General features: G+C 68.8%; 19 protein-coding genes. 12 read left to right on the top strand and 7 right to left on the bottom strand.

Annotated features, from left to right (window positions below):
• Positions 1-84: 84 nt before the first annotated feature.
• Positions 85-2,361: an MMPL family transporter gene (locus KUM44_RS03345; protein WP_217206124.1), complete on the top strand. Its 2,277-nt coding sequence runs from the start codon at positions 85-87 to the stop codon at positions 2,359-2,361.
• Here the strand turns inward: KUM44_RS03345 and KUM44_RS03340 are convergent.
• Positions 2,333-3,148, bottom strand: coding sequence for a serine hydrolase (locus KUM44_RS03340; protein ID WP_217206122.1), 816 nt, complete (start codon positions 3,146-3,148; stop codon positions 2,333-2,335). The two genes, KUM44_RS03345 and KUM44_RS03340, sit on opposite strands and share 29 nt — an antisense overlap.
• Positions 3,149-3,223: 75 nt before the next feature.
• Between KUM44_RS03340 and KUM44_RS03335 the strand changes: the two genes are divergently transcribed.
• Entirely contained in the window at positions 3,224-3,721 is a 498-nt protein-coding gene (locus KUM44_RS03335; protein WP_217206120.1) for a MerR family transcriptional regulator, read from the top strand.
• Entirely contained in the window at positions 3,718-4,731 is a 1,014-nt protein-coding gene (locus KUM44_RS03330) for an aldo/keto reductase (protein WP_217206118.1), read from the top strand. Before KUM44_RS03335 ends, KUM44_RS03330 begins: the two co-directional genes overlap by 4 nt.
• Before the next feature lie 134 nt (positions 4,732-4,865).
• Here KUM44_RS03330 and KUM44_RS03325 read toward each other — a convergent pair whose 3' ends face one another.
• The 3 genes from KUM44_RS03325 to KUM44_RS03315 form a co-directional block, all read right to left on the bottom strand.
• On the bottom strand, positions 4,866-5,738 hold the full coding sequence (locus KUM44_RS03325; protein ID WP_217206220.1) for a DUF4429 domain-containing protein: 873 nt from the start codon (positions 5,736-5,738) through the stop codon (positions 4,866-4,868).
• Between the two features lie 57 nt (positions 5,739-5,795).
• Positions 5,796-7,013, bottom strand: coding sequence for an alpha/beta hydrolase (locus tag KUM44_RS03320; protein WP_217206116.1), 1,218 nt, complete (start codon positions 7,011-7,013; stop codon positions 5,796-5,798).
• Between the two features lie 94 nt (positions 7,014-7,107).
• Positions 7,108-7,734: a TetR family transcriptional regulator gene (locus KUM44_RS03315; protein WP_217206114.1), complete on the bottom strand. Its 627-nt coding sequence runs from the start codon at positions 7,732-7,734 to the stop codon at positions 7,108-7,110.
• A 66-nt stretch (positions 7,735-7,800) separates the two neighbouring features.
• On the opposite strand from KUM44_RS03315, the gene KUM44_RS03310 reads away from it, so the two are divergent.
• Both KUM44_RS03310 and KUM44_RS03305 read left to right on the top strand, forming a co-directional pair.
• On the top strand, positions 7,801-9,420 hold the full coding sequence (locus tag KUM44_RS03310; protein WP_217206112.1) for an MFS transporter: 1,620 nt from the start codon (positions 7,801-7,803) through the stop codon (positions 9,418-9,420).
• 213 nt (positions 9,421-9,633) lie between these two features.
• Positions 9,634-9,939, top strand: coding sequence for a small hydrophobic protein (locus tag KUM44_RS03305; protein WP_217206110.1), 306 nt, complete (start codon positions 9,634-9,636; stop codon positions 9,937-9,939).
• Positions 9,940-10,325: 386 nt separating this feature from the next.
• On the opposite strand, the gene KUM44_RS03300 is transcribed toward KUM44_RS03305, so the two are convergent.
• Positions 10,326-11,087 carry a potassium channel family protein gene (locus tag KUM44_RS03300; RefSeq protein ID WP_217206108.1) on the bottom strand — a complete coding sequence of 254 codons (762 nt, stop codon included), beginning with the start codon at positions 11,085-11,087 and terminating at the stop codon, positions 10,326-10,328.
• Positions 11,088-11,180: 93 nt separating this feature from the next.
• The gene (aceE, locus tag KUM44_RS03295; RefSeq protein WP_217206107.1) at positions 11,181-13,928 is read right to left on the bottom strand and encodes a pyruvate dehydrogenase (acetyl-transferring), homodimeric type; all 2,748 of its coding nucleotides are present in this window, start codon (positions 13,926-13,928) and stop codon (positions 11,181-11,183) included.
• Between the two features lie 364 nt (positions 13,929-14,292).
• On the opposite strand from aceE, the gene KUM44_RS03290 reads away from it, so the two are divergent.
• The 6 genes from KUM44_RS03290 to KUM44_RS03265 all read left to right on the top strand — a co-directional run bounded on the left by KUM44_RS03290 (position 14,293) and on the right by KUM44_RS03265 (position 18,819).
• Positions 14,293-14,727 (top strand): DUF3052 domain-containing protein, encoded by a 435-nt coding sequence (locus KUM44_RS03290; protein WP_030054586.1) that lies wholly within the window; start codon positions 14,293-14,295, stop codon positions 14,725-14,727.
• Positions 14,728-14,857: 130 nt separating this feature from the next.
• Positions 14,858-15,316 (top strand): peroxiredoxin, encoded by a 459-nt coding sequence (locus KUM44_RS03285; RefSeq protein ID WP_048582333.1) that lies wholly within the window; start codon positions 14,858-14,860, stop codon positions 15,314-15,316.
• 113 nt (positions 15,317-15,429) lie between these two features.
• Positions 15,430-16,005, top strand: a complete 576-nt coding sequence (locus KUM44_RS03280) for a TerD family protein (RefSeq protein ID WP_030054588.1) — start codon at positions 15,430-15,432, stop codon at positions 16,003-16,005.
• Positions 16,006-16,125: 120 nt separating this feature from the next.
• Complete coding sequence (locus KUM44_RS03275; protein WP_217206106.1) at positions 16,126-16,701, top strand: TerD family protein; 576 nt, start codon at positions 16,126-16,128, stop codon at positions 16,699-16,701.
• A 126-nt stretch (positions 16,702-16,827) separates the two neighbouring features.
• The gene (locus tag KUM44_RS03270) at positions 16,828-17,976 is read left to right on the top strand and encodes a DUF475 domain-containing protein (RefSeq protein ID WP_217206105.1); all 1,149 of its coding nucleotides are present in this window, start codon (positions 16,828-16,830) and stop codon (positions 17,974-17,976) included.
• Positions 17,977-18,081: 105 nt separating this feature from the next.
• Positions 18,082-18,819 (top strand): Tellurium resistance, encoded by a 738-nt coding sequence (locus KUM44_RS03265; protein WP_217206104.1) that lies wholly within the window; start codon positions 18,082-18,084, stop codon positions 18,817-18,819.
• A gap of 117 nt (positions 18,820-18,936) precedes the next feature.
• Here the strand turns inward: KUM44_RS03265 and KUM44_RS03260 are convergent, their stop codons facing one another.
• Positions 18,937-19,746, bottom strand: a complete 810-nt coding sequence (locus KUM44_RS03260; protein ID WP_217206103.1) for a TerD family protein — start codon at positions 19,744-19,746, stop codon at positions 18,937-18,939.
• A 188-nt stretch (positions 19,747-19,934) separates the two neighbouring features.
• Here KUM44_RS03260 and KUM44_RS03255 point away from each other — a divergent pair, with 188 nt between their 5' ends.
• Positions 19,935-21,122 (top strand): HpcH/HpaI aldolase/citrate lyase family protein, encoded by a 1,188-nt coding sequence (locus tag KUM44_RS03255; protein WP_217206102.1) that lies wholly within the window; start codon positions 19,935-19,937, stop codon positions 21,120-21,122.
• Positions 21,123-21,135: the final 13 nt, after the last annotated feature.

The raw sequence follows: 21,135 nt of genomic DNA, 5'->3' as shown, positions 1-21,135 counted from the left end.
CGGTGGGGCTCGAGATGCCCAGGTGGTCGGGGCAGCGTCCAATGGAGGTGTCTGGAACCCGCCCGGCAGAGAAGAGCCGAGCCAATGGCGAGACTCAAGGCCGAAGGGGGGCGAGGGGACGCCCCGGAAAAGCGAGGGCTGCGACGGCTCGGTGAGTGGTGTGCCCACCACTTCGTGATCGTGATCGTCGCCTGGGTCGTGGCGCTCGGTGTGCTGCAAGCCCTCAACCATCTCCACGGCGGGGAGTACTCGGACGACTTCGCCCTGTCCGACGTGCAGTCCGAGAAGGGCCTGGACGTCCTCAGGGAACACGATCCGCAGGCCGGCGGCTACAGCAGCCAGATCGTCATGCACGACGCGGACACGTCCCTGACCTCGGTCGGCTCGCAGATGTCGACCGCCGTCGCCGACCTGAAGAAGCTGCCCCACGTGCTGAGCGTGCAGAACCCGCTGGAGGCCACCTCCTCGAAGGTCGGGCCGCTGTCCTCGGACGGGAAGACCGGCTACATCACCATCCGCTTCGACGAGCAGCCCTCGCTGCTGGGCGACAGCTACCTGAACGGCGTCGACAAGGCCGTGGAGTCGCTCGCACAGGCCGGCGTCGACGTCGAGTACGGCGGATCGCTCGGCGAGCTGGAGCGGCCCGCCGGCAACGACCGGATCAGCGAGGCGATCGGGTTCGGCGTCGCGATCGTCGTGCTGCTGATCGGCTTCGGCAGTGTCATCGCCGCGGGGCTGCCGCTGGTCACGGCGCTGATCGGGGTGGTCGGCGGGCTGGCCTGCCTCGGGCTGCTCGCCATCGCGTTCACCTTCGCCACGGTCTCGCCCACCCTGGCCACGATGATCGGCCTCGGCGTCGGCATCGACTACGCCCTCTTCATGCTCACCCGGCACCGGCAGAACCTCATGGACGGCGCCGACCCGGTGCACGCCGCCGGTCACGCCACCGCCACCAGCGGACGCGCCGTCCTGGTCTCCGGCACCACGGTGATCGTCGCCCTGATGGGCCTGTGGGTGTCCGGCGTGAGCTTCATCGGCAAACTCGGCGTCGCCGCGGCCGTCACGGTCGTCTCGGCCGTCCTGGGCGCACTGACCCTGGTCCCGGCTCTGCTGGGGCTGATCGGCCGCAACGTCGACCGCTGGCATGTGCGTGAGCCCATCGCCGAGACCGAGACCGAGACCGAGACCGGAGCCGGGGGTGACACCTCCCAGGGCACCTGGCACCGCTATGCCAAGCGCGTGGAGCGCCATCCGCTGCGGTACCTGTCCGCCGGCATCGTCACCGTCGCGGTGCTGGCCATCCCGGTCTTCTCGATCCAGCTCGGTCACATAGGCGACGGCGCCGACCCCACGTCCTTCACCGACCGGCGCGCCTTCGACCTGATGACGGACGCGTTCGGCGCCGGCTCCAACGGGCCGCTGACGATTGTCGTGGACCAGACGAACGTGCCGGATGCGCAACGCTCCGACCTGGCCTCGAAAACCCAGCAGGCCCTCAACGACGAGTCCGGGACCTCGTTCGTCAGTCCGCTGACACCGACGCAGGACGGCGACGTCCTGGTCGGCACCGTGTACTCGTCGGTGTCCCCGCAGAACAAGGCCACCACCGACCTGACGAACCGGCTCTACGACCACACCCTCCCCGACGCCGCCTCCGGCACCGGCGCCAAGGGCTACGTCACCGGGACCACGGCCGCCCAGGTCGACTTCCGCGACATCGTCGCGCAGCGGCTGCCGCTGATCATCGCCGTCGTGGTGGGCCTCGCCTTCCTGATCGTCCTGGCGGTCTTCCGCGGTCTGCTGGTCGCCGTGAAGGCGGCCGTCCTCAACGTCCTGTCGATCGCGGCCTCGTACGGCGTCGTGGTCGCCGTGTTCCAGTGGGGCTGGGGCGGGCCCGCGCTGGGAGTGCACGGCAGGGTGCCCATCGAGAGCTATGTGCCGATGATGATGTTCGCCATCATCTTCGGGCTCAGCATGGACTACGAGATCTTCCTGCTCTCCCGGGTGCACGAGGCGTGGCTGCGCACCGGGGACGCCAAGGACTCGGTCGCCCACGCGCTGGAGATCACCGCGCGGGTGATCACCTGCGCGGCACTGATCATGGTGAGCGTCTTCGCGGCCTTCATCATCAGCGACAACATCGTGGTCAAGATGCTGGGCCTGGGGCTCGCGGTCAGCGTGCTCATCGACGCCACCGTGGTCCGGCTGCTGATGGTGCCCGCCGTGATGACGCTGCTGGGCAGGCACGCCTGGTGGACACCCCGGTGGCTGGACCGGATCCTGCCGCACATCGACACCGAGGGAGCGGGCGAGGCGCTCGGGACGGGCGGGGCTACAGCTGGGCGCGCACCGCGTCCGTGAACCCCGGCCACACCTCGACGGCCCAGGGCCCGAACGCCCGGTCCGTCAGCGCGACGCAGGCGGCTCCCGCGTCAGGGTCGATCCACAGGAACGTACCCGACTGCCCGAAGTGCCCGAAGGCGCGCGGCGAGGACGAGGCGCCCGTCCAGTGGGGGGACTTGCCGTCGCGGATCTCGAAGCCGAGGCCCCAGTCGTTGGGGTTCTGGTGCCCGTACCCCGGCAGCACGCCCTTCGTCCCCGGGTACTGCACGGTCATCGCCTCGGCGACCGTGCGCGGGTCCAGCAGCCGTGGCGCCTGCACCTCTGCCGCGAACCGCAGCAGGTCCTCGACCGTCGACACCCCGTCCTTCGCCGGGGAGCCCTCCAACGACGTGGCCGTCATGCCCAGCGGCTCCAGCACCGCCTGCCGCAGATACTCCGCGAACGGAATGTCCGTCGCCTTGGCGACATGGTCCCCGAGCTGCTCGAACCCGGCGTTGGAGTACAGCCGCCGCTCTCCGGGCGGCGCCGTCACCCGATGCTCGTCGAACGCCAGCCCCGAGGTGTGCGCCAGCAGATGCCGCACGGTCGCCCCCGCGGGCCCGGCCGCCTCATCCAACTCGACGGCCCCCTCCTCGTACGCGACGAGCACCGCGTAGGCGGCCAACGGCTTGGTGACCGAGGCGAGCGCGAACCGGTGCCCGACGGGCCCGTGGGTCCCGAGGACCGTACCGTCGGCCCGTACAACACCCACGGCGGCGGTGGGAACCGGCCAGTTCTCGATCATTACGAGGCTGCTCAACGACATGCGCTGAGCTTATAACCCGTCTTCTCACCGATTCCGCTTGCTTGGAGTGCACTCCAAGGTCCTAGCGTTGAGCGCATGACGGTGATGGAGACCACGAGTACCAGGACCGACAGTTGTGCCGCCCCGCCGCATCCGCACCGGCGGCCGGAAGGCCAGGACAGTTACACGATCAGCGAGGTCGTCGCCTTCACGGGTCTGACGGCCCACACCCTGCGCTGGTACGAGCGGATCGGCCTCATGCCGCACATCGACCGCTCGCACACCGGCCAGCGCCGCTACAGCAACCGTGACCTGGACTGGCTCGACCTCGTCGGCAAGTTGCGCCTCACCGGTATGCCGGTCGCCGACATGGTCCGGTACGCCGAGCTGGTGCGCGAGGGCGACCACACGTTCGGCGAGCGCTTCGAACTGCTGGAGACGACCCGCCGCGACGTCCTCGTCCGGATCGCCGAGCTCCAGGACACGCTCGCCGTACTCGACCGGAAGATCAGTTTCTACGCGGACGCGGGGCGTCTGTACGAGCAGGACAAGTACGAGCAGGACAAGACGGAAAAGGTGGAGAAGGCCGGATGACGGACAGCAGGATCGCGACGGCACGACTCGGCGCGACGGGCCCCGAGGCCGGCGTCCAGGGCCTCGGCTGCATGGGCATGAGCTTCGCGTACGGCCCCTCGGACGCGAACGAGTCCAGGGCGACCCTGGAACGGGCCCTGGAACTGGGCGTCACGCTGTACGACACGGCGGACGCGTACGGGGCGGGCGAGAACGAGAAGTTCCTGTCGCCGTTCTTCAGGGCGCACCGGGACGAGGTCGTCATCGCCACGAAGTTCGCTCTGGCGATCCCGCCGGACGACCCGACGCGCCGGGTCATCCGCAACGACGCGCCGTACATTCGCCAGGCCGTCGAGGCGAGCCTGAAGCGCCTGGACGTCGATGCGATCGACCTCTACTACATGCACCGCCGGGATGTGAACGTCCCCATCGAGGAGACCGTCGGCGTGATGGCCGAGCTGGTCCGCGAGGGCAAGGTCAAGCACCTGGGCCTGAGCGAGGTGACGGGCGGGGAACTGCGGGCCGCGCAGGCCGTCCACCCCATCGCGGCCGTGCAGTCGGAGTGGTCCCTGTTCAGCCGCGACATCGAGGCGAACGTGGTCCCGGCCGCCCGCGACCTGGGCGTCGCCCTCGTCCCGTACTCCCCGCTGGGCCGAGGCTTCCTCACCGGCTCCTTCGCCAAGGCCGAGGACCTCACCGCAGACGACTTCCGCCGCCAACAGCCCCGGTACACGGGTGAGAACGCCGCCGCCAACGCCGCCCTGCTGGAGCCGATCCGCACGGTCGCCGAGGCCCACGGCTCCACCCCGGGCCAGATAGCCCTGGCCTGGGTACAGCAACAGGCCGCGGTGCACGACCTCCCGGTCATCCCCATCCCGGGCACCCGCAAGCCGACCCGAGTGGAGGAAAACGCGGGCGCGACGCGGATCGTCCTGGGCGAGGAGGACATGAAGCTCCTGGAGCCGATCGCGGCACAGGTGGCGGGCGACAGGTACGCGGACATGCGGTTCGCCTCGGCGGGCAGGGAGTAGAGGTTTCGGGGGCGGGGGGGGCCGAGGTTTTCTGGCGGGCGAGGAGTCGAGGCTTTTAGGGGCGCGGGGAACTGCGCGACCAGCCGCACACGACCCGCACCCGCCCGACAACCGAACCCGGCAGACGCTCCGCCCTACAGTTCCGCCAACAACTCGGCCTTCTTGACGGAGAACTCCTCATCCGTCACCAACCCCGCCTGATGCAGCTCCCCGAGGTGCCGGATCCGCTCGGCGATATCCGCAGGGTCCCGGCGAGGCACAGCCGCAGCCGGGACAGCCGCGCCCCCCGCGGAGCGGTCCCGCACCGCGGCCAACACCGCCGCAGCGAACGGCAACGACTCGTGCACCGGCCCGTACCCCAGCCCGAACACCACCGCCGCCGGATCGTGATCGACCTGCTCGGGTACGGGCCGCCCGTCGACGCCGTCCCGCCGGAGCAACCGCAGGTAGCCCTCGAAGACTTCGGGCGACCGCCACTCGACGCCGCTCAACTCGGCGACGGAGAAGCTCTGGTCCCCCGCTTTCCACTTCGCCGAGGACGCACCGGTCCAGAACCACCGGAACCGCACGGTCTGCCCGTCGAAGGACGCCTTCCCGTCGTACGCCTTGAACTGCAACGGCGCCGCGGGCGCCCCCACGAGGAACTCCTCCGCCGGCCCCGACACCTTCAGCTCCGCCCGCAGCTCGTCGGCGTAGTACTCGGCCAGCGTCTCGCGCTCGGCCGGCAGCACCAGCCGATACGGATCGCCGCCTTCCTTCAGCTGGCCCGCCGCCGCCTCCATCAACGGATCCGCGCCGGGCCGCAGCTCCAGGCGCAGCACCACCGTCCCGCGCTTCCCCGGCGTCAGCGTCACCCCGCCGATCGCCTCAAGAGGCACCCGGCGTTCCCCGAGCGCCTGGAAGAGTTTGGGTGTTCGAATGCCCCGTTCGTAGCGGATGAGCACGGAGTCGGACTCGAACTCCCAGGTGGCATGAAATCCGGCCAGTACGTCACCCATGCGGCTCATCGTATGCGGCACGTGCTCCTCCGTCGCCACCCTGCGCACACCGCAATTCCTGCGCCTCTACGCGCGTCCGGCCGACGCCGTGTCGGACAAACCCGCCCGACAGGCCCCGGCATCGTCCGCGCACCGCACCGAGCGGTACGCGCCAACCCCGATCTCGGCGAAGTTCGCCACGCTGTCCGTGCCCGGCTCGAAGTAGCCGCCGTGCCCCTTGGCCTCCCGCGCCGACAACACCCGCGCGCCGAACACCGACGACACCGGGTCCTCCCCGTGTCCCAGCCCGCCGACCTCCAGATACGGCACGTCCTGCACCCAGTCGTCGGCGTCCCGCATCGCCCACACATGGGCGGACGTACCCAGGTGGGAGGCCTTCGGGACCCGCATGCCGGGGCTGCCGGCCACCGCTATGTCGGCCACCCGCCCCGGCAGCGTGGGCGCGGCGATCCCGCACAGCACCGAGCCGTAGCTGTGGCAGAAGAGGGAGACCGGCGAGGCGCCGGGCAGGGCCCGCACCAGTGCCTCCAGGCGTACGGCCCCGCCCGCGGCCCGCATCGCCGTCGCCGAGTCGATGCCGAGTCCGCTCGGCGCCGTGTAGTCGGCCCAGGCGATCACGGCCGTACGCGTCGACGGGCTGGCCTCGCGTTCGGCGGCGTACAGGGACTGGGCCATGCCGACCGGCGCGGAGTACTTGCGGCTGGTGCGCTGGAAGGTGAGCAGGTCGGTGTCGACGCCGGGGACGACGACCGAGATCCGCTCGGCCCTGGTCAGGTCGCCGAACACCTCGGCGGCCCGCCCGGAGCCCTCGGGGTCGAAGGCGAGGATGTTCCGGTCCGTCCGCATCATCGACTCGAAGCGGTGCATCCGGCGGCCCGCCTCGCGCTGCCCGTCGGGCGTGAGCTTCTTGTCGTACATGCGTTTGCGCTCGACCTCGCGCGCCTCGCCGAGGGCGACCCGGTTGGCGCGGTAGCGCAGCTCGACGGGCGCGCCGTTCATGTTGCCGACCGCGAGCGGATAGCGGCGCACGAGGTCGGTGCGCTGTGGGGCGGTGAGCGAGGCGAAGAACCGGGCGAGCCGCGTGGGGGACGACGTCGCGGTCGGCAGCTGGCGTCCGGCGACGCTGCCGTGCTCCCAGGCGCTGAGCGAGGCCTGGAGCGGTGAGGCCGTCCGCTGGTGGCGCAGGGCGGTCCAGCCGGTGGTCGCCAGCATCACGAACACCACGGCCAGTGCGAGCAGAGCGCGCCAGACGTTCAGTTGCGGGGACGTGTCGAAGGAAGTCACTGGAAGGACACACTAGGAGAACGAGAGGGTCTCGCGTTAACCAAGTGACGGGTATCACGTTTCGGTCAAGGTGGTGTTCAACACGCCGATGACCTCAGTGTGTTCGCCAGCTCTCGCTGAGTGCCGGGCCGACTTGTTCGAGATATGAGACGGTCAGTGCCCGCATGGCGTCGAGGCTGAAGTCCTCGCCGGCGCTCCACTGACGCTCCGCCAGCCGCATCACACCACTGAAGACGGCCACCGCCAGCCGCGGTCGCGGATCCGTGTCCATGTCGACGCCCTCGCGCTCGGCGAGGATGGCCGCCATCGCCTCCTCGACCTCGACGGAGCGGCGCAGATGGGCGGCGAGCAGGGCGGGCGTCGACTCGATCACCCGGCACATGCGCAGATACAGCTCGACCGGCGCGATGGCCTCGACCACGTCGTTCAGCGTGTCCCAGCCCTCCAGGACGGCCTGCCGCAGTGCCTCCACGGGGGCCTCGTGCGGCGGGCGTTCGCGCACCGTCTGAAGGAAGTGCGCCACCGTCATCTCCATCAGGGCGAGGGCCGCCTCCTCCTTGCCGGCGAAGTAGCGGAAGAAAGTGCGCTGCGACACATCGACGGCCTCCGCGATGTCGTCGACGGTGGTGCGCTCGTACCCCTGGGTGGTGAAGAGCTCCAGCGCGGTACGCAGCAGTGCTTCCCGGGTGCGCTGCTTCTTGCGTTCGCGCAGTGTTTCCATAGGTGTCAGTTACCGACTTGTGAATTGGTTTGTCAAATGTCAGTGGCTGTCATTAGCCTCGAACGCATGACTAGTCAGACCACCATCAAGACGACGGGGCCGGGGGACCGGCCGCCAGGAGCCCCGTCGGATGCGAGGCCGGCCAAGGGGCTGCGCGGCCACCCTTGGTTCACCCTCTTCACCGTCGCGGTCGGGGTCATGATGGTGGCCCTCGACGGCACGATCGTGGCCATCGCCAACCCGGCCATCCAGAAGGACCTGAGCGCGTCCTTCGCCGAGGTGCAGTGGATCACCAACGGCTACTTCCTCGCCCTCGCGGTCTCCCTGATCACCGCGGGCAAGCTCGGTGACCGGTTCGGCCACCGCCAGACCTTCCTGATCGGCGTCGTCGGCTTCGCCGCCGCCTCGGGTGTGATCGGCCTGTCCAGCAGCATCGCCGCGGTCGTCGTCTTCCGTGTCCTACAGGGCCTGTTCGGCGCGCTGCTGATGCCGGCCGCGCTCGGTCTGCTGCGGGCGACCTTCCCGGCCGAGAAGCTCAACATGGCCATCGGCATCTGGGGCATGGTCGTCGGTGCCTCCACCGCCGGCGGGCCGATCCTCGGCGGCGTCCTCGTCGAGCACGTCAACTGGCAGTCGGTGTTCTTCATCAACGTGCCCGTCGGCATCCTCGCCGTCGTCCTCGGCGTGCTGATCCTGCTCGACCACCGTGCCGAGAACGCCCCGCGCTCCTTCGACATCCTGGGCATCGTCCTGCTGTCGGCCGCGATGTTCTGCCTGGTCTGGGCGCTCATCAAGGCCCCCGAGTGGGGCTGGGGCGACGGCCGGACGTGGCTGTTCATAGCCGGGTCGGTGGTGGGCTTCGCGCTCTTCGCCTTCTGGGAGACGAAGGTCAAGGAGCCCCTCATCCCGCTGGCCCTCTTCCGCTCGGTCCCGCTCTCCGCGGGTGTCATGCTGATGGTCCTGATGGCCATCGCGTTCATGGGCGGCCTGTTCTTCGTGACGTTCTACCTCCAGAACGTCCACGACATGAGCCCCATCGACGCCGGCCTGCACCTCCTCCCGCTCACCGGCATGATGATCGTCGGCTCCCCGCTCGCGGGCGCGATGATCACCAAGCTGGGCCCGCGCATCCCGCTGGCGGGCGGCATGGCGGCCACGGCCATCGCCATGTACGGCATGTCCACGCTGGACACGGACACCGGCAGCGCCGTCATGTCGCTCTGGTTCGCCCTGCTCGGCCTCGGCCTCGCGCCGGTCATGGTCGGCGCCACGGAGGTCATCGTCGGTAACGCGCCCATGGAGCTGTCCGGTGTGGCCGGCGGTCTCCAGCAGGCCGCGATGCAGATCGGCGGCAGCCTGGGTACGGCCGTCCTGGGCGCCGTCATGGCCTCCAAGGTCGACAGCGACCTCGCCGGCAACTGGACGTCCGCGGGTCTGCCGCCGCTGACCGCCGCCCAGGAGGCCCAGGCCTCCGAGGCCGTCCAGGTCGGCGTGGCACCGCTGGCCCCGGGCACGCCGGACGCCATCGCCGCGAAGATCACGGACGTGGCGCGCGACACCTTCGTCTCGGGCATGAGCCTCGCGTCCCTGGTCGCCGCGGGCGTGGCGGTCGTCGCGGTCTTCGTGGCCTTCCTCACCAAGCGAGGGGAGAACGCGGAGGCGGGCGCGGGGGCGGCGCACATCTGAGACGAACGGGGGGATCCGAGAGGGGAGTTCCCCTATCAGGGTGACAACCCCGAAGATCCCTCCCATCTGGCATACGCCGCAGGTCACAGTGGGTCAAGCCAGGGCCTGCGGCGCGCTGCCGGAGGGGGTCAGCGCGCCGCGGCCCGGACGCGCAGGCATGAGAAGCGCACCGTGGGTACTCGCCAAGTCGAACGCCGAATCAGGGAGTTGACGATGGCGGGCTTCGGACACGGCACGCGCAGGCACCCCCGCTCACGTGGCCGGACGTGGTCACGGACCGGGCCGGATCGCGCGACCCTGGGGATCATCGGAGCCGTCTGCGCGGTCGCCGGATTCTTCGTACTGGGCATCATCCTCGGCCCGGTGGCGATCGTCTGCGGCTGGCTGGCCATGAACCGAACCTGGTCAGGAGCCCGCCCCGTCCCGGCGTTGATCGCCGTGGTCCTGGGCGCGATCGATACTCTGCTGGCGATCATCTGGCTGGCGGGGACGACGACGCCGGGTAACGGTTTGTTCTAGGGGGTGTTTCGAAAGTCCTGTGCGGCGCCCGCGGTGTCCGGTGCGTGCTCTCGGCGCGCCGGACGAAAGCCCTCGTACTGGACGTACTTGGGGTTTCGGCCGGTGTGGCGAGAGTGCGTGCCGGGCGCCGTGGGTGCTGTGCGGGACTTTCGAAACACCCCCTAGCGCGGGGGAGCTCGGGGCCTCGGCTTCGAGGGCGGCTGCGGGGCGTGTGTGGCTGATCGCGCCCCGCGGCGGAGCCGCATATCGACACAGCCCCGCGCCCCTTGGGTGCGCTGCGGCGCTGCCAGTCCATTCGGACAGGTCCGCCCAGGCTGCGGGCAGTCGTGCCGCCCCGGGCGGCACGGGCGCGACCCGCCCCCGGCCGGCCCAACGCCGGGTACCAGCTAGCGCACCTGTTCCTCGCGGGCCTGCCCGGGCACCCTCGCCGCGGTCAGCGAAGCAACCTCCGCGCGCAGCGCATGCACTTCCTCCGTCAGCAGCCGTATCGCCTCCGTCTGCCGCCGCTCCTCCACGTCGTCCATCTCGAACCGCGCTATGAACCACGCGGCGATGTTCGCGGTCACCACACCCAGCAGGGCGATCCCGGACAGCATCAGCCCCACCGCGAGCATCCGCCCCACGCCCGTGGTCGGCGCGTGATCCCCGTACCCCACGGTCGTCATCGTGGTGAACGACCACCACACCGCGTCACCCAGCGTCTTGATGTTCCCGTCCGGCGAGTCCCGCTCCACGGACAGCACGGCCAGCGACCCGAACATCAGCAGCCCCACCACCGCCCCGGCGACATACGTGGTCAGCCGTATCTGCGAGGCCATCCGCGCCCGCTGCCCCACCAGCAGCAGCGTCGAGACGAGCCGCAGCAGCCGAAGCGGCTGGAGCAACGGCAGCAGCACCGCGCACAGGTCCAGCCAGTGCGAGCGTACGAACTCCCCGCGCCGTTCCGTGAGAACGAGCCGGACGACGTAGTCCAGCGCGAACGCGCCCCACACCACCCACTCCACCGCGAGGCACAGCTCCACCACGGAGGCGCTCGCGTCGGGGTCGACGATCGGCACCGCATAGGCCACGGCGAACACCAGGGCCAGACCGAAAAGGGGTCGCTGGGTATGCCGTTCCCAACGCTCTTGTGCCACCGCTCGCTTCATGGCCGCATCGTAGGAAATGTGAAGGGGTGGTGTGCCCGCGGGTCACCCACGGGCACACCACCCCATCGAGCGGTTGACGGAGGCCGGACGACCCTACGCGTCGCCTCCGGCCGCCCCCGGGTCCGCCGCCGACGCGTCGAGCAGCTGGTACCGGTCGATCGCCTGCTTCAGCACGGACCGGTCCACCTTCCCCTCCTTCGCCAGCTCGGTCAGCACCGCCACCACGATCGACTGCGCGTCGATGTGGAAGAAGCGCCGCGCCGCACCGCGGGTGTCGGCGAAGCCGAAGCCGTCGGCGCCCAGCGACTGATACGTGCCCGGCACCCACCGCGCGATCTGGTCCGGCACCGACCGCATCCAGTCGGAGACGGCCACGAACGGTCCCTCGGCCCCGCTCAGCTTCCGCGTCACCCACGGCACCCGCTGCTCCTCCTCCGGGTGCAGCAGGTTGTGCTCCTCGCACTCCACGGCCTCACGCCGCAGCTCGTTCCACGAGGTCGCCGACCACACGTCGGCCTTCACGTTCCACTCCTCGGCGAGGATCCGCTGCGCCTCGACCGCCCAGGGGACCGCCACGCCGGACGCCATGATCTGCGCCGGGATGGAGCCGGAGGAACCCTCGCTGAGCCGGTAGACGCCCTTGAGGATGCCCTCGACGTCGACGCTCGCAGGCTCGGCCGGGTGCTGGATCGGCTCGTTGTAGACGGTGAGGTAGTAGAAGACGTCCTCGCCGTGCGGGTGCTCCTCGGAACCCCCGTACATCCGCCGCAGGCCGTCCTGCACGATGTGCGCGATCTCGTACGAGTACGCCGGGTCGTAGGCGACACAGCCCGGGTTCGTCGAGGCGAGCAGCTGCGAATGGCCGTCCGCGTGCTGGAGGCCTTCGCCGGTCAGCGTCGTACGGCCGGCGGTCGCGCCCAGCACGAAACCGCGCGCCAGCTGGTCGGCCATCTGCCAGAACTGGTCGCCGGTGCGCTGGAAACCGAACATCGAGTAGAAGACGTAGACGGGGATGAGCGGCTCGCCGTGCGTGGCGTAGGCCGAGCCCGCCGCGATGAGGGAGGCGGTGCAGCCTGCCTCCGAGATGCCGTCATGCAGCATCTGGCCCTGCGGAGACTCCTTGTACGCCAGCAGCAGCTCGCGGTCGACCGACTCGTACTGCTGGCCGAGCGGGTTGTAGATCTTCGCGCTCGGGAAGAACGAGTCCATGCCGAACGTGCGGTACTCGTCCGGCGCGATCAGTACGAACCGCTTGCCGATCTCCTTGTCCCGCATGAGGTCCTTGAGGAGCCGCACAAAGGCCATGGTCGTCGCGATGGACTGGTGACCGGAGCCCTTCTTCACGGTCGCGTACGTCTTGTCCTCCGGCAGCGCCAGCGGCTTCGAGCGCACGACACGGGTCGGGACGTAACCGCCGAGCCCCTTGCGGCGGTCGTGCATGTACTGGATCTCCTCGGAGTCCCGCCCCGGGTGGTAGTACGGCGGCACCCCGCTGTCCAGGTCCTTGTCGGCGATCGGCAGGTGCAGCCGGTCACGGAAGCGCTTGAGGTCGTCGACCGTCAGCTTCTTCATCTGGTGCGTGGCGTTGCGGCCCTCGAAGTTGGGACCGAGCGTCCAGCCCTTGATCGTCTTGGCGAGGATCACCGTCGGCTGGCCCTTGTGCGCCTTGGCCGCCGAGAACGCCGCGAAGATCTTCTTGTGGTCGTGGCCGCCGCGGCCCAGGTGCAGGATCTGGTCGTCGGTCATGCCCTCGACCATCGCGCGCAGCCGCTGGTCGTCCCCGAAGAAGTGGTCGCGGATGTAGGCGCCGGTCTCGGTGGCGTACGTCTGGAACTGGCCGTCCGGCGTGGTGTTCATCCGGTTGACCAGGATGCCGTCGCGGTCCTGCGCGAGCAGCGGGTCCCAGGTGCGGTCCCAGATCAGCTTGATCACGTTCCAGCCGGCGCCGCGGAAGATCGACTCCAGCTCCTGGATGACCTTGCCGTTGCCCCGTACCGGGCCGTCGAGGCGCTGAAGGTTGCAGTTGACCACGAAGGTGAGGTTGTCCAGGCCCTCGCGGGCGGCGATGGACAGCTGGCCGAGCGACTCCGGCTCGTCCATCTCGCCGTCGCCGAGGAACGCCCACACATGTGACTTGGAGGTGTCCGCGATGCCGCGCGCCTCCATGTACCGGTTCATCCGGGCCTGGTAGATCGCGCCGATCGGGCCGAGGCCCATCGACACGGTCGGGAACTCCCAGAAGTCCGGCATGGACCGCGGGTGCGGGTAACTCGACAGGCCGTACCGCGCCTTCGACTTCTCCTGGCGGAACGCGTCCAGGTTCTGCTCGCTGAGGCGGTCCAGCAGGAACGCGCGGGCGTAGATGCCCGGCGAGGCGTGGCCCTGGAAGAAGACCTGGTCGCCGCCGTCGCCCTCGTCCTTGCCCCGGAAGAAGTGGTTGAAGCCCACGTCGTAGAGCGAGGCGGAGGACGCGAAGGTGGCGATGTGACCGCCGACACCGATGCCGGGACGCTGGGCCCTGGACACCATCACGGCGGCGTTCCACCGGGTGGCGTTGAGGATCTTGCGCTCGATCTCCTCGTTGCCCGGGAAGAACGGCTCGTCCTTGGTGGCGATCGTGTTGACGTAGTCCGTGCTGCGCATCTCGGGCACGGCGACACGCTTCTCGCGGGCCCGTTCGATCAGCCGCAGCATCAGATAGCGGGCCCGCTCCCGGCCGCGCTCGTCCACGGCGGCGTCGAGGGAGTCGAGCCACTCCTGGGTTTCCTCGGGATCGAAGTCAGGAACCTGACTCGGAAGGCCGCCAATGATGATCGGGTTGCGATCGGATCCGGAAGCCACGCTGTTCCTTACCTGTCAGAGGGCTGTGTTTCGGGGGTTTCTGGGCGTCTGCACCGCTCCCCATCGTGTACCTCGGGGGGCCAAACGTCATCTCTACTGCGAGGTAACCGTTTCCCCGGTCAACGGCGGAGCCGCGACGGATGGTTCCCAAACGCACAAAGGGGGCAGATTGGTGTGGTGCGCGTCACCCTGAGACGATGAGGGCGTGCCTGGAGTTGGGGTGACACGTTCACGATCGTCACCGTTTCGGCGGTCTGAACGGCCGGGTACTTGCGCGATCCGCCCCGCCCGTGTGGACTACGGCCAATGCTTCGCGCACGCGCGTGGCTGAGTTATTTCCCAAGACATGATCAGGAGGCAACCCGTGAGCGCGACCGCGGACCACGCGGAGGAGCGGACCCTTGCCGAGAGGCTGGGGTTCCAGCCCGAGCAGGTGGTCCAGGAGATCGGCTACGACGACGACGTAGACCAGGAACTCCGCGAGGCCATTGAGTCAGTCACCGGCACAGAACTCGTGGACGAGGACTACGACGACGTTGCCGATGCCGCGGTGCTGTGGTTCCGCGACGAGGACGGCGACCTGACGGATGCGCTGGTGGACGCCACCACGTACATCGAAGAGGGCGGCGCGATCCTGTTGCTGACGCCGAAGACCGGCCGTGACGGCTACGTGGAGCCGAGCGACATCTCTGAAGCCGCGACCACTGCGGGTCTGTCGGCGTCCAAGAGTGTCAGCGTCGGCAAGGACTGGAGCGGCAGCCGGCTGGTGACGCCCAAGGCCGCGAAGACCAAGAAGTAATCGGTAGTAGCCGGTGGCGGTGCCGGGCCGGGCTGAAACGCCCGGCCCGGCCTCCTGCACGGGCCTCGGTGGTGGCTGCATAGGGTGGGGGTTCCACCCGAACAGCCCCACCGAAGGGACATCCACGACGATGGCGATCCAGGTCGGCGACAAGGCCCCCGACTTCGAGCTCAAGGACAACCACGGCGCGACCGTGAAGCTCTCCGACTTCCGCGGTTCCAAGAACGTCGTCCTGCTCTTCTACCCCTTCGCCTTCACCGGCGTGTGCACCGGCGAGCTGTGCGAGGTGCGCGACAACCTGCCGCAGTTCTCCGACCGCGACACGCAGGTGCTCGCCGTCTCCAACGACTCCATCCACACCCTGCGTGTCTTCGCCGAGCAGGAGGGCCTGGAGTACCCGCTGCTCAGCGACTTCTGGCCGCACGGCGAGGTCAGCCGCGCCTACGGCGTCTTCGCCGAGGACAAGGGCTGCGCGGTGCGCGGCACCTTCGTCATCGACAAGGAGGGCGTCGTCCGCTGGACGGTCGTCAACGCCCTGCCGGACGCGCGCGACCTGAACGAGTACGTCAAGGCGCTCGACACCCTCTGATTCTTCGGTACCAAGGCATGCGAGCCACGGGAACCCGTCACTAGGATCGAGTCGTTGATCCGATATCAAACGCATGGCGGGGCTCCCCGCCCCTGGAAACCAATGGAGGACTCGTGGGAGTCAGCCTCAGCAAGGGCGGCAACGTATCACTGAGCAAGGAGGCCCCGGGCCTCACTGCGGTCATCGTCGGTCTGGGGTGGGACGTCCGCACCACGACCGGCACCGACTTCGACCTGGACGCCAGCGCGCTGCTGCTGAACCCGGAAGGCAAGGTCGGCAGCGACGCGAACTTCGTCTTCTTCAACAACCTCAAGAGCTCCGACGGCTCCGTCGAGCACACCGGCGACAACCTCACCGGTGAGGGCGAGGGCGACGACGAGCAGATCAAGGTCAACCTCGCGGGCGTCCCGGCCGACGTGGAGAAGATCGTCTTCCCGGTCTCGATCTACGACGCCGAGAACCGCCAGCAGTCCTTCGGCCAGGTGCGCAACGCGTTCATCCGTGTCGTCAACCAGGCCGGTGGCGCCGAGATCGCGCGCTACGACCTCTCGGAGGACGCGTCCACCGAGACCGCGATGGTCTTCGGCGAGCTGTACCGGCACGGTGCGGAGTGGAAGTTCCGCGCCATCGGCCAGGGCTACGCGTCGGGTCTGCGCGGCATCGCGCAGGACTTCGGCGTGAACGTCTGAGTTCGACCCGAGGGGTGACCGTCCAGGACACCACCGGCTGAGTCCGGCGCCGCATTCGTTTGGGTGCGGCGCCGGATGCGCAGGACAACCAAAGAAGCAACACGCGGGGAGGACCAGCACATGGGCGTCACGCTCGCCAAGGGAGGAAATGTCTCCCTGTCCAAGGCCGCACCGAACCTCACCCAGGTGATGATCGGGCTCGGCTGGGACGCGCGCTCCACCACCGGAGCCCCCTTCGACCTCGACGCCAGCGCCCTGATGTGCAACGGCGGCCGCGTCCTGGGCGATGAGTGGTTCGTCTTCTACAACCAGCTCAAGAGCCCGGACGGCTCGGTGGAGCACACCGGGGACAACCTCACCGGCGAGGGCGACGGCGACGACGAGTCGCTGCTGATCGACCTCTCCAAGGTGCCCGCCCACTGTGACAAGATCGTCTTTCCTGTCTCGATCCATATGGCCGACGAGCGCGGCCAGACGTTCGGCCAGGTGAGCAACGCCTTCATCCGGGTGGTCAACCAGGCCGACGGCCAGGAACTCGCCCGCTACGACCTCAGCGAGGACGCCTCCACCGAGACCGCCATGATCTTCGGCGAGGTCTACCGCTACCAGGGGGAATGGAAGTTCCGGGCGGTGGGGCAGGGATACGCGTCGGGCCTGCGGGGCATCGCACTCGACTTCGGAGTCAACGTCTCATAACGCTATATGAGCAAAAGCCAGGCCCGGGTGGGGGGCGAAGAGGGGCCGAACTAGACTTCAGCTTCAAAAGTTCGTAAAGCCGAGTGCGGCGCGGGGGAGCCCCGTACACACAGGATTGGGTAGCCAGTGGTTCTGAAAACCTTCGGTTGGTCGTTCGCGGTCACCGCGCTCGGCCTGGTTGCAGCGGTCCTCTACGGGGGGTGGACCGCCCTCGGCGTCGTGGCGATCCTCTCCGTCCTCGAGATCTCGCTGTCCTTCGACAACGCGGTGGTCAACGCCGGGATCCTGAAGAAGATGAATGCCTTCTGGCAGAAGATCTTCCTCACCATCGGCATCCTGATCGCCGTCTTCGGCATGCGCCTGGTCTTCCCGGTCGTCATCGTCGCCCTCAGCGCCCAGCTCGGGCCGATCGAGGCCGTCGACCTCGCCCTCAGCGACAAGGACCAGTACCAGCAGCTCGTCACCGACGCCCACCCGGCCATCGCCGCGTTCGGTGGCATGTTCCTGCTGATGATCTTCCTGGACTTCATCTTCGAGGACCGGGACATCAAGTGGCTGGGCTGGCTGGAGCGCCCGCTCGCCAAGCTCGGCAAGATCGACATGCTGTCCGTCTGTATCGCCCTGATCGTGCTGCTCATCAGCGCGATGACCTTCGCGACCAACGCCCACCAGCACGGCGGGGCACATGTCGACAAGGCGGAGACGGTCCTGCTGTCCGGTATCGGGGGCCTGATCACCTACATGATCGTCGGCGGTCTCTCCGGCTACTTCGAGGACAAGCTCGAAGAAGAGGAGGAACGCGAGCACGAGGAGGAGGAAGAGGCCGCGCGCACCGGCAAGCCCCGCACCGCGGTCGCCATGGCCGGCAAGGCCGCCTTCTTCATGTTCCTCTACCTTGAGGTCCTGGACGCGTCCTTCTCGTTCGACGGTGTGATCGGCGCCTTCGCCATCACCAACGACATCGTCCTGATGGCCCTGGGTCTCGGTGTCGGCGCGATGTACGTCCGTTCGCTGACCGTGTACCTGGTCCGCGAGGGCACCCTGGACGACTACGTCTACCTGGAGCACGGCGCGCACTACGCCATCGGCGCCCTCGCCGGGATCCTCCTGGTCACGATCCAGTACGAGATCAACGAGTTCATCACCGGCTCGATCGGTGTGATCCTGATCGGCTGGTCCTTCTGGTCCTCGGTGCGCCGCAACCGCGCGCTGGCGGCCGCGGAGGGAAAAGCGGCGGGCTCGGACGAGAAGACTGAGGTCTCGTCCGGGGTGTGACACCCCTGCGGTTGAGGAACGCTCTCAGCGGGGCGGCCGGGCCTCCGGCCGCCCCGCCGGTTTTTCCAGTGAACGCAGGTCTTTCGTGTGGGACGTGGGGGCGGAATGGGCTTCTTGGACGGACTCTGGCGCGGACGGGCGGCCGAGTTCGACTCGGGCAGCGCGTCATCGAACTCGATAGAGCTGACGAAGCGGCACGACCGGGTCTCGCTCACCAAGCAGGGGGCGGCGACCGGTCATCTCCGGGTCAACCTGGCCTGGCGTATGCGGACGTCGGACATCGGGGGCTCGCAGCGGGAGAGCCTGCTGCGGCATCCCTTCAAGGCGCTCAGGCCGCCAGAGGTGCTGGGGCACAGCCAGAGCATGGTCAACGTCGACCTCGACCTCGGGTGCCTGTACGAGCTGGCCGACGGGACGAAGGGGGTCGTCCAGCCGCTCGGCGGGTTCCTCGGGGACGTCAACTCGCCGCCGTATGTGAAGCTCAGCGGGGACGACCGGTTCGGGTCGGCGTCCGGGGAGACCATGTACGTCAACCTTGATCACCGGGAGGAGATCAAGCGGCTGCTGGTCTTTGTGTACATCTATGACCAGACGCCGGCGTTCGACCGTACGCACGCGATCGTCACGCTGTATCCGAGCAACGGGCCCCGGATCGAGATCGGTCTCGACGAGCGGCATCCGCAGGCTCGGTCCTGTGCGGTGGTGATGATCGAGAACGTGAAGGGCGAGATATGGGTTCGGCGTGAGGTGAAGTTCGTGTACGGGTTTCAGGCCGAGCTTGATCGGTTGTTCGGGTGGGGGTTGCAGTGGGGGCGGGGGTACAAGTCCAAGGCGGAGCGCTGACGCTGGGTCTGGGCCGGGGCGCCTGAGAGCTCGGGGCCCGGTGTTGTGTGGCGGCTGCGGGCTCGTTGTGGCTTGTCGCGCAGTTCCCCGCGCCCCTGAAAAACGGGGGCGTCGCCGTCACCGTCCGATGAATTGAGGGCCCTGTGGTGGCAGGCGGAAGCCCTCCTGCTGGGGTGCTGTCACCGGGGGCGGGTAGCCGTAGCCCGAGGCCGACAGAGCCGGCTGGCTGGTGGGCTGGGGGTAGCCGTAGGCCGGCTGGGTCGGTGGGGGCTGCTGGGGGTAGCCGTAGGACGGCTGGGGCGGGACCACGGTCGTGGGCTGCTCCGGCGGGAGGGGCTGGGAGACCTCCGGCGTGGCGGCCGGCGGGGGCTCCTCCATCGCCTCGGACTCGTCCACCGAGATGCCGTAGTCCGTGGCCAGGCCCTTGAGGCCGTTCGAGTAGCCCTCGCCGAGGGCGCGGAACTTCCAGCCCTCGCCGCGGCGGTACAGCTCACCGCAGATCAGGGCCGTCTCCTGGCCTGTCTCCGGCTTGATGTCGAAGTACGCCAGCGGGTCGCCGTCGGCGGCTGCCGCGTCGTACAGCACGATGCGCAGGTCCCGTACGCAGTCGAAGGCGACGCCGTCCGCCGAAGCGACCAGCAGAATCTGACCGACGGCGGACTCGACACCGGCCAGATCTGTCTGGATCGTGTCGGTGAGGCCCTCGGCGCCCCGTTTCTTGCCGAGTCGCCAGACCTTCCCGGAGGGGTGCCGGGGCTGGTTGTAGAAGACGAAGTCCTCGTCGGAGCGCACACGACCGTCGGGGCCGAGGAGGAGTGCCGAGGCGTCGACATCCGGGACCCCCTGCCCGGGCGTCCAGCGCAGCACGGCGCGTACCGTCGTGGCTTCGAGCGGGACGTTCGACCCCTTCAACATCGCGTGCGTCATACGGTCATCCTGCCCTCTCCGTCCTGGTCACGACAACGCGGGGGTGCGACGGACCGTGCGCGCCTGTGTTCGTCCGCGTTACCAGAAGTTCATGCCCTGCGGGAACCCCTGACATGGGTATCTACGTACTATTACCGGCCACCTGTGAATCGGTCACAGGGGCCACTGAGACACCACGGGGGAGCTCTATGCGTCATTTCGGGCACATCGCCCCGGAGGTGCGTCAGCGCCTCTTCCACCAGGAGCCGTGCGAGTTCTCCGCCGGCTCCCCGGCCCGGCTGCTCTCCGCGGCCCTGGGCGCCACGCTCTACAGTCCGGCCACCCGGCCGCGGCTCGCCGACGACATCGTCAAACAGACCGGACTCGGCGTGGTCTCGATGGTGCTGTGCCTGGAGGACTCCATCGGCGACGAGGACGTGGCGGAGGGCGAGGAGAACCTCGTCCGGCAGTTCACCGACCTCGCCGGCAGGGAGAGCGCGGACGGCACGGAGGGCGCGGCGGAGCTGCCGCTGCTCTTCATCCGGGTCCGTACCCCCGAGCAGATCCCCGACCTCGTACGGAGGCTCGGACCCGCCGTACGGCTGCTGTCCGGATTCGTGCTGCCGAAGTTCACCGAAGAGCACGGCATGCCCTTCCTGGAGGCCCTCGCGAGCGCCGAGGCGCAGAGCGGGCGGCGGCTGTTCGCCATGCCCGTGCTGGAGTCGCCCGAGCTGCTCTATCGCGAGTCCCGCGTGGAGACCCTGGAGGGCATCTTCCGCGCGGTCGACAAGTACCGCGAGCGGGTGCTGGCGCTGCGCCTCGGGGTCACCGACTTCTGCTCGTCGTACGGACTGCGGCGCGCACCGGACATGACGGCGTACGACGTCCAGATCGTCGCCTCCGTGATCGCCGACGTGGTGAACATGCTGGGCAGAGCCGACGGCACCGGGTTCACGGTGACCGGTCCGGTGTGGGAGTACTTCCGGGTGCAGGAACGTATGTTCAAGCCCCAGCTGCGCCGCAGCCCCTTCCTGGAGGGCCAGGCCGAGGAACTGCGCGAGGCCCTCATCGAGCACTCCATGGACGGCCTGCTCCGCGAGATCACCATGGACCACGCCAACGGCCTCCTCGGCAAGACCTGCATCCACCCCTCCCACGTGCTGCCCGTGCACGCCCTGTCCGTGGTCAGTCACGAGGAGTTCAGTGACGCCCAGGACATCCTGCGGCCGGAGCGCGGCGGCGGGGGTGTACTGAGGTCGCAGTACACGAACAAGATGAATGAGGTGAAGCCGCACCGCGCCTGGGCCGAGCGGACCCTGCTGCGGGCCGAGGTGTTCGGTGTGGCCAACGAGGACATCGGCTTCGTGGAGCTGCTCGCCGCCGGTATCCCGGCCTGACCGGGCCGACCGG

The sequence above is a fragment of the Streptomyces sp. AC550_RSS872 genome (genome assembly GCF_019049285.1).
In the GTDB taxonomy this organism is placed as follows: domain Bacteria; phylum Actinomycetota; class Actinomycetes; order Streptomycetales; family Streptomycetaceae; genus Streptomyces.
This window is presented reverse-complemented; position numbering and strand designations above follow the sequence as displayed.

Excerpts from the sequence above, each read along its gene's own strand:
- KUM44_RS03345 (WP_217206124.1), top strand. The coding sequence starts at position 85 with ATGGCGAGACTCAAGGCCGAAGGGGGGCGAGGGGACGCCCCGGAAAAG.
- KUM44_RS03340 (WP_217206122.1), bottom strand. The coding sequence starts at position 3,148 with ATGTCGTTGAGCAGCCTCGTAATGATCGAGAACTGGCCGGTTCCCACC.
- KUM44_RS03335 (WP_217206120.1), top strand. The coding sequence starts at position 3,224 with ATGACGGTGATGGAGACCACGAGTACCAGGACCGACAGTTGTGCCGCC.
- KUM44_RS03330 (WP_217206118.1), top strand. The coding sequence starts at position 3,718 with ATGACGGACAGCAGGATCGCGACGGCACGACTCGGCGCGACGGGCCCC.
- KUM44_RS03325 (WP_217206220.1), bottom strand. The coding sequence starts at position 5,738 with ATGAGCCGCATGGGTGACGTACTGGCCGGATTTCATGCCACCTGGGAG.
- KUM44_RS03315 (WP_217206114.1), bottom strand. The coding sequence starts at position 7,734 with ATGGAAACACTGCGCGAACGCAAGAAGCAGCGCACCCGGGAAGCACTG.
- KUM44_RS03310 (WP_217206112.1), top strand. The coding sequence starts at position 7,801 with ATGACTAGTCAGACCACCATCAAGACGACGGGGCCGGGGGACCGGCCG.
- KUM44_RS03305 (WP_217206110.1), top strand. The coding sequence starts at position 9,634 with ATGGCGGGCTTCGGACACGGCACGCGCAGGCACCCCCGCTCACGTGGC.
- KUM44_RS03300 (WP_217206108.1), bottom strand. The coding sequence starts at position 11,087 with ATGAAGCGAGCGGTGGCACAAGAGCGTTGGGAACGGCATACCCAGCGA.
- KUM44_RS03285 (WP_048582333.1), top strand. The coding sequence starts at position 14,858 with ATGGCGATCCAGGTCGGCGACAAGGCCCCCGACTTCGAGCTCAAGGAC.
- KUM44_RS03275 (WP_217206106.1), top strand. The coding sequence starts at position 16,126 with ATGGGCGTCACGCTCGCCAAGGGAGGAAATGTCTCCCTGTCCAAGGCC.
- KUM44_RS03265 (WP_217206104.1), top strand. The coding sequence starts at position 18,082 with ATGGGCTTCTTGGACGGACTCTGGCGCGGACGGGCGGCCGAGTTCGAC.
- KUM44_RS03260 (WP_217206103.1), bottom strand. The coding sequence starts at position 19,746 with ATGACGCACGCGATGTTGAAGGGGTCGAACGTCCCGCTCGAAGCCACG.
- KUM44_RS03255 (WP_217206102.1), top strand. The coding sequence starts at position 19,935 with ATGCGTCATTTCGGGCACATCGCCCCGGAGGTGCGTCAGCGCCTCTTC.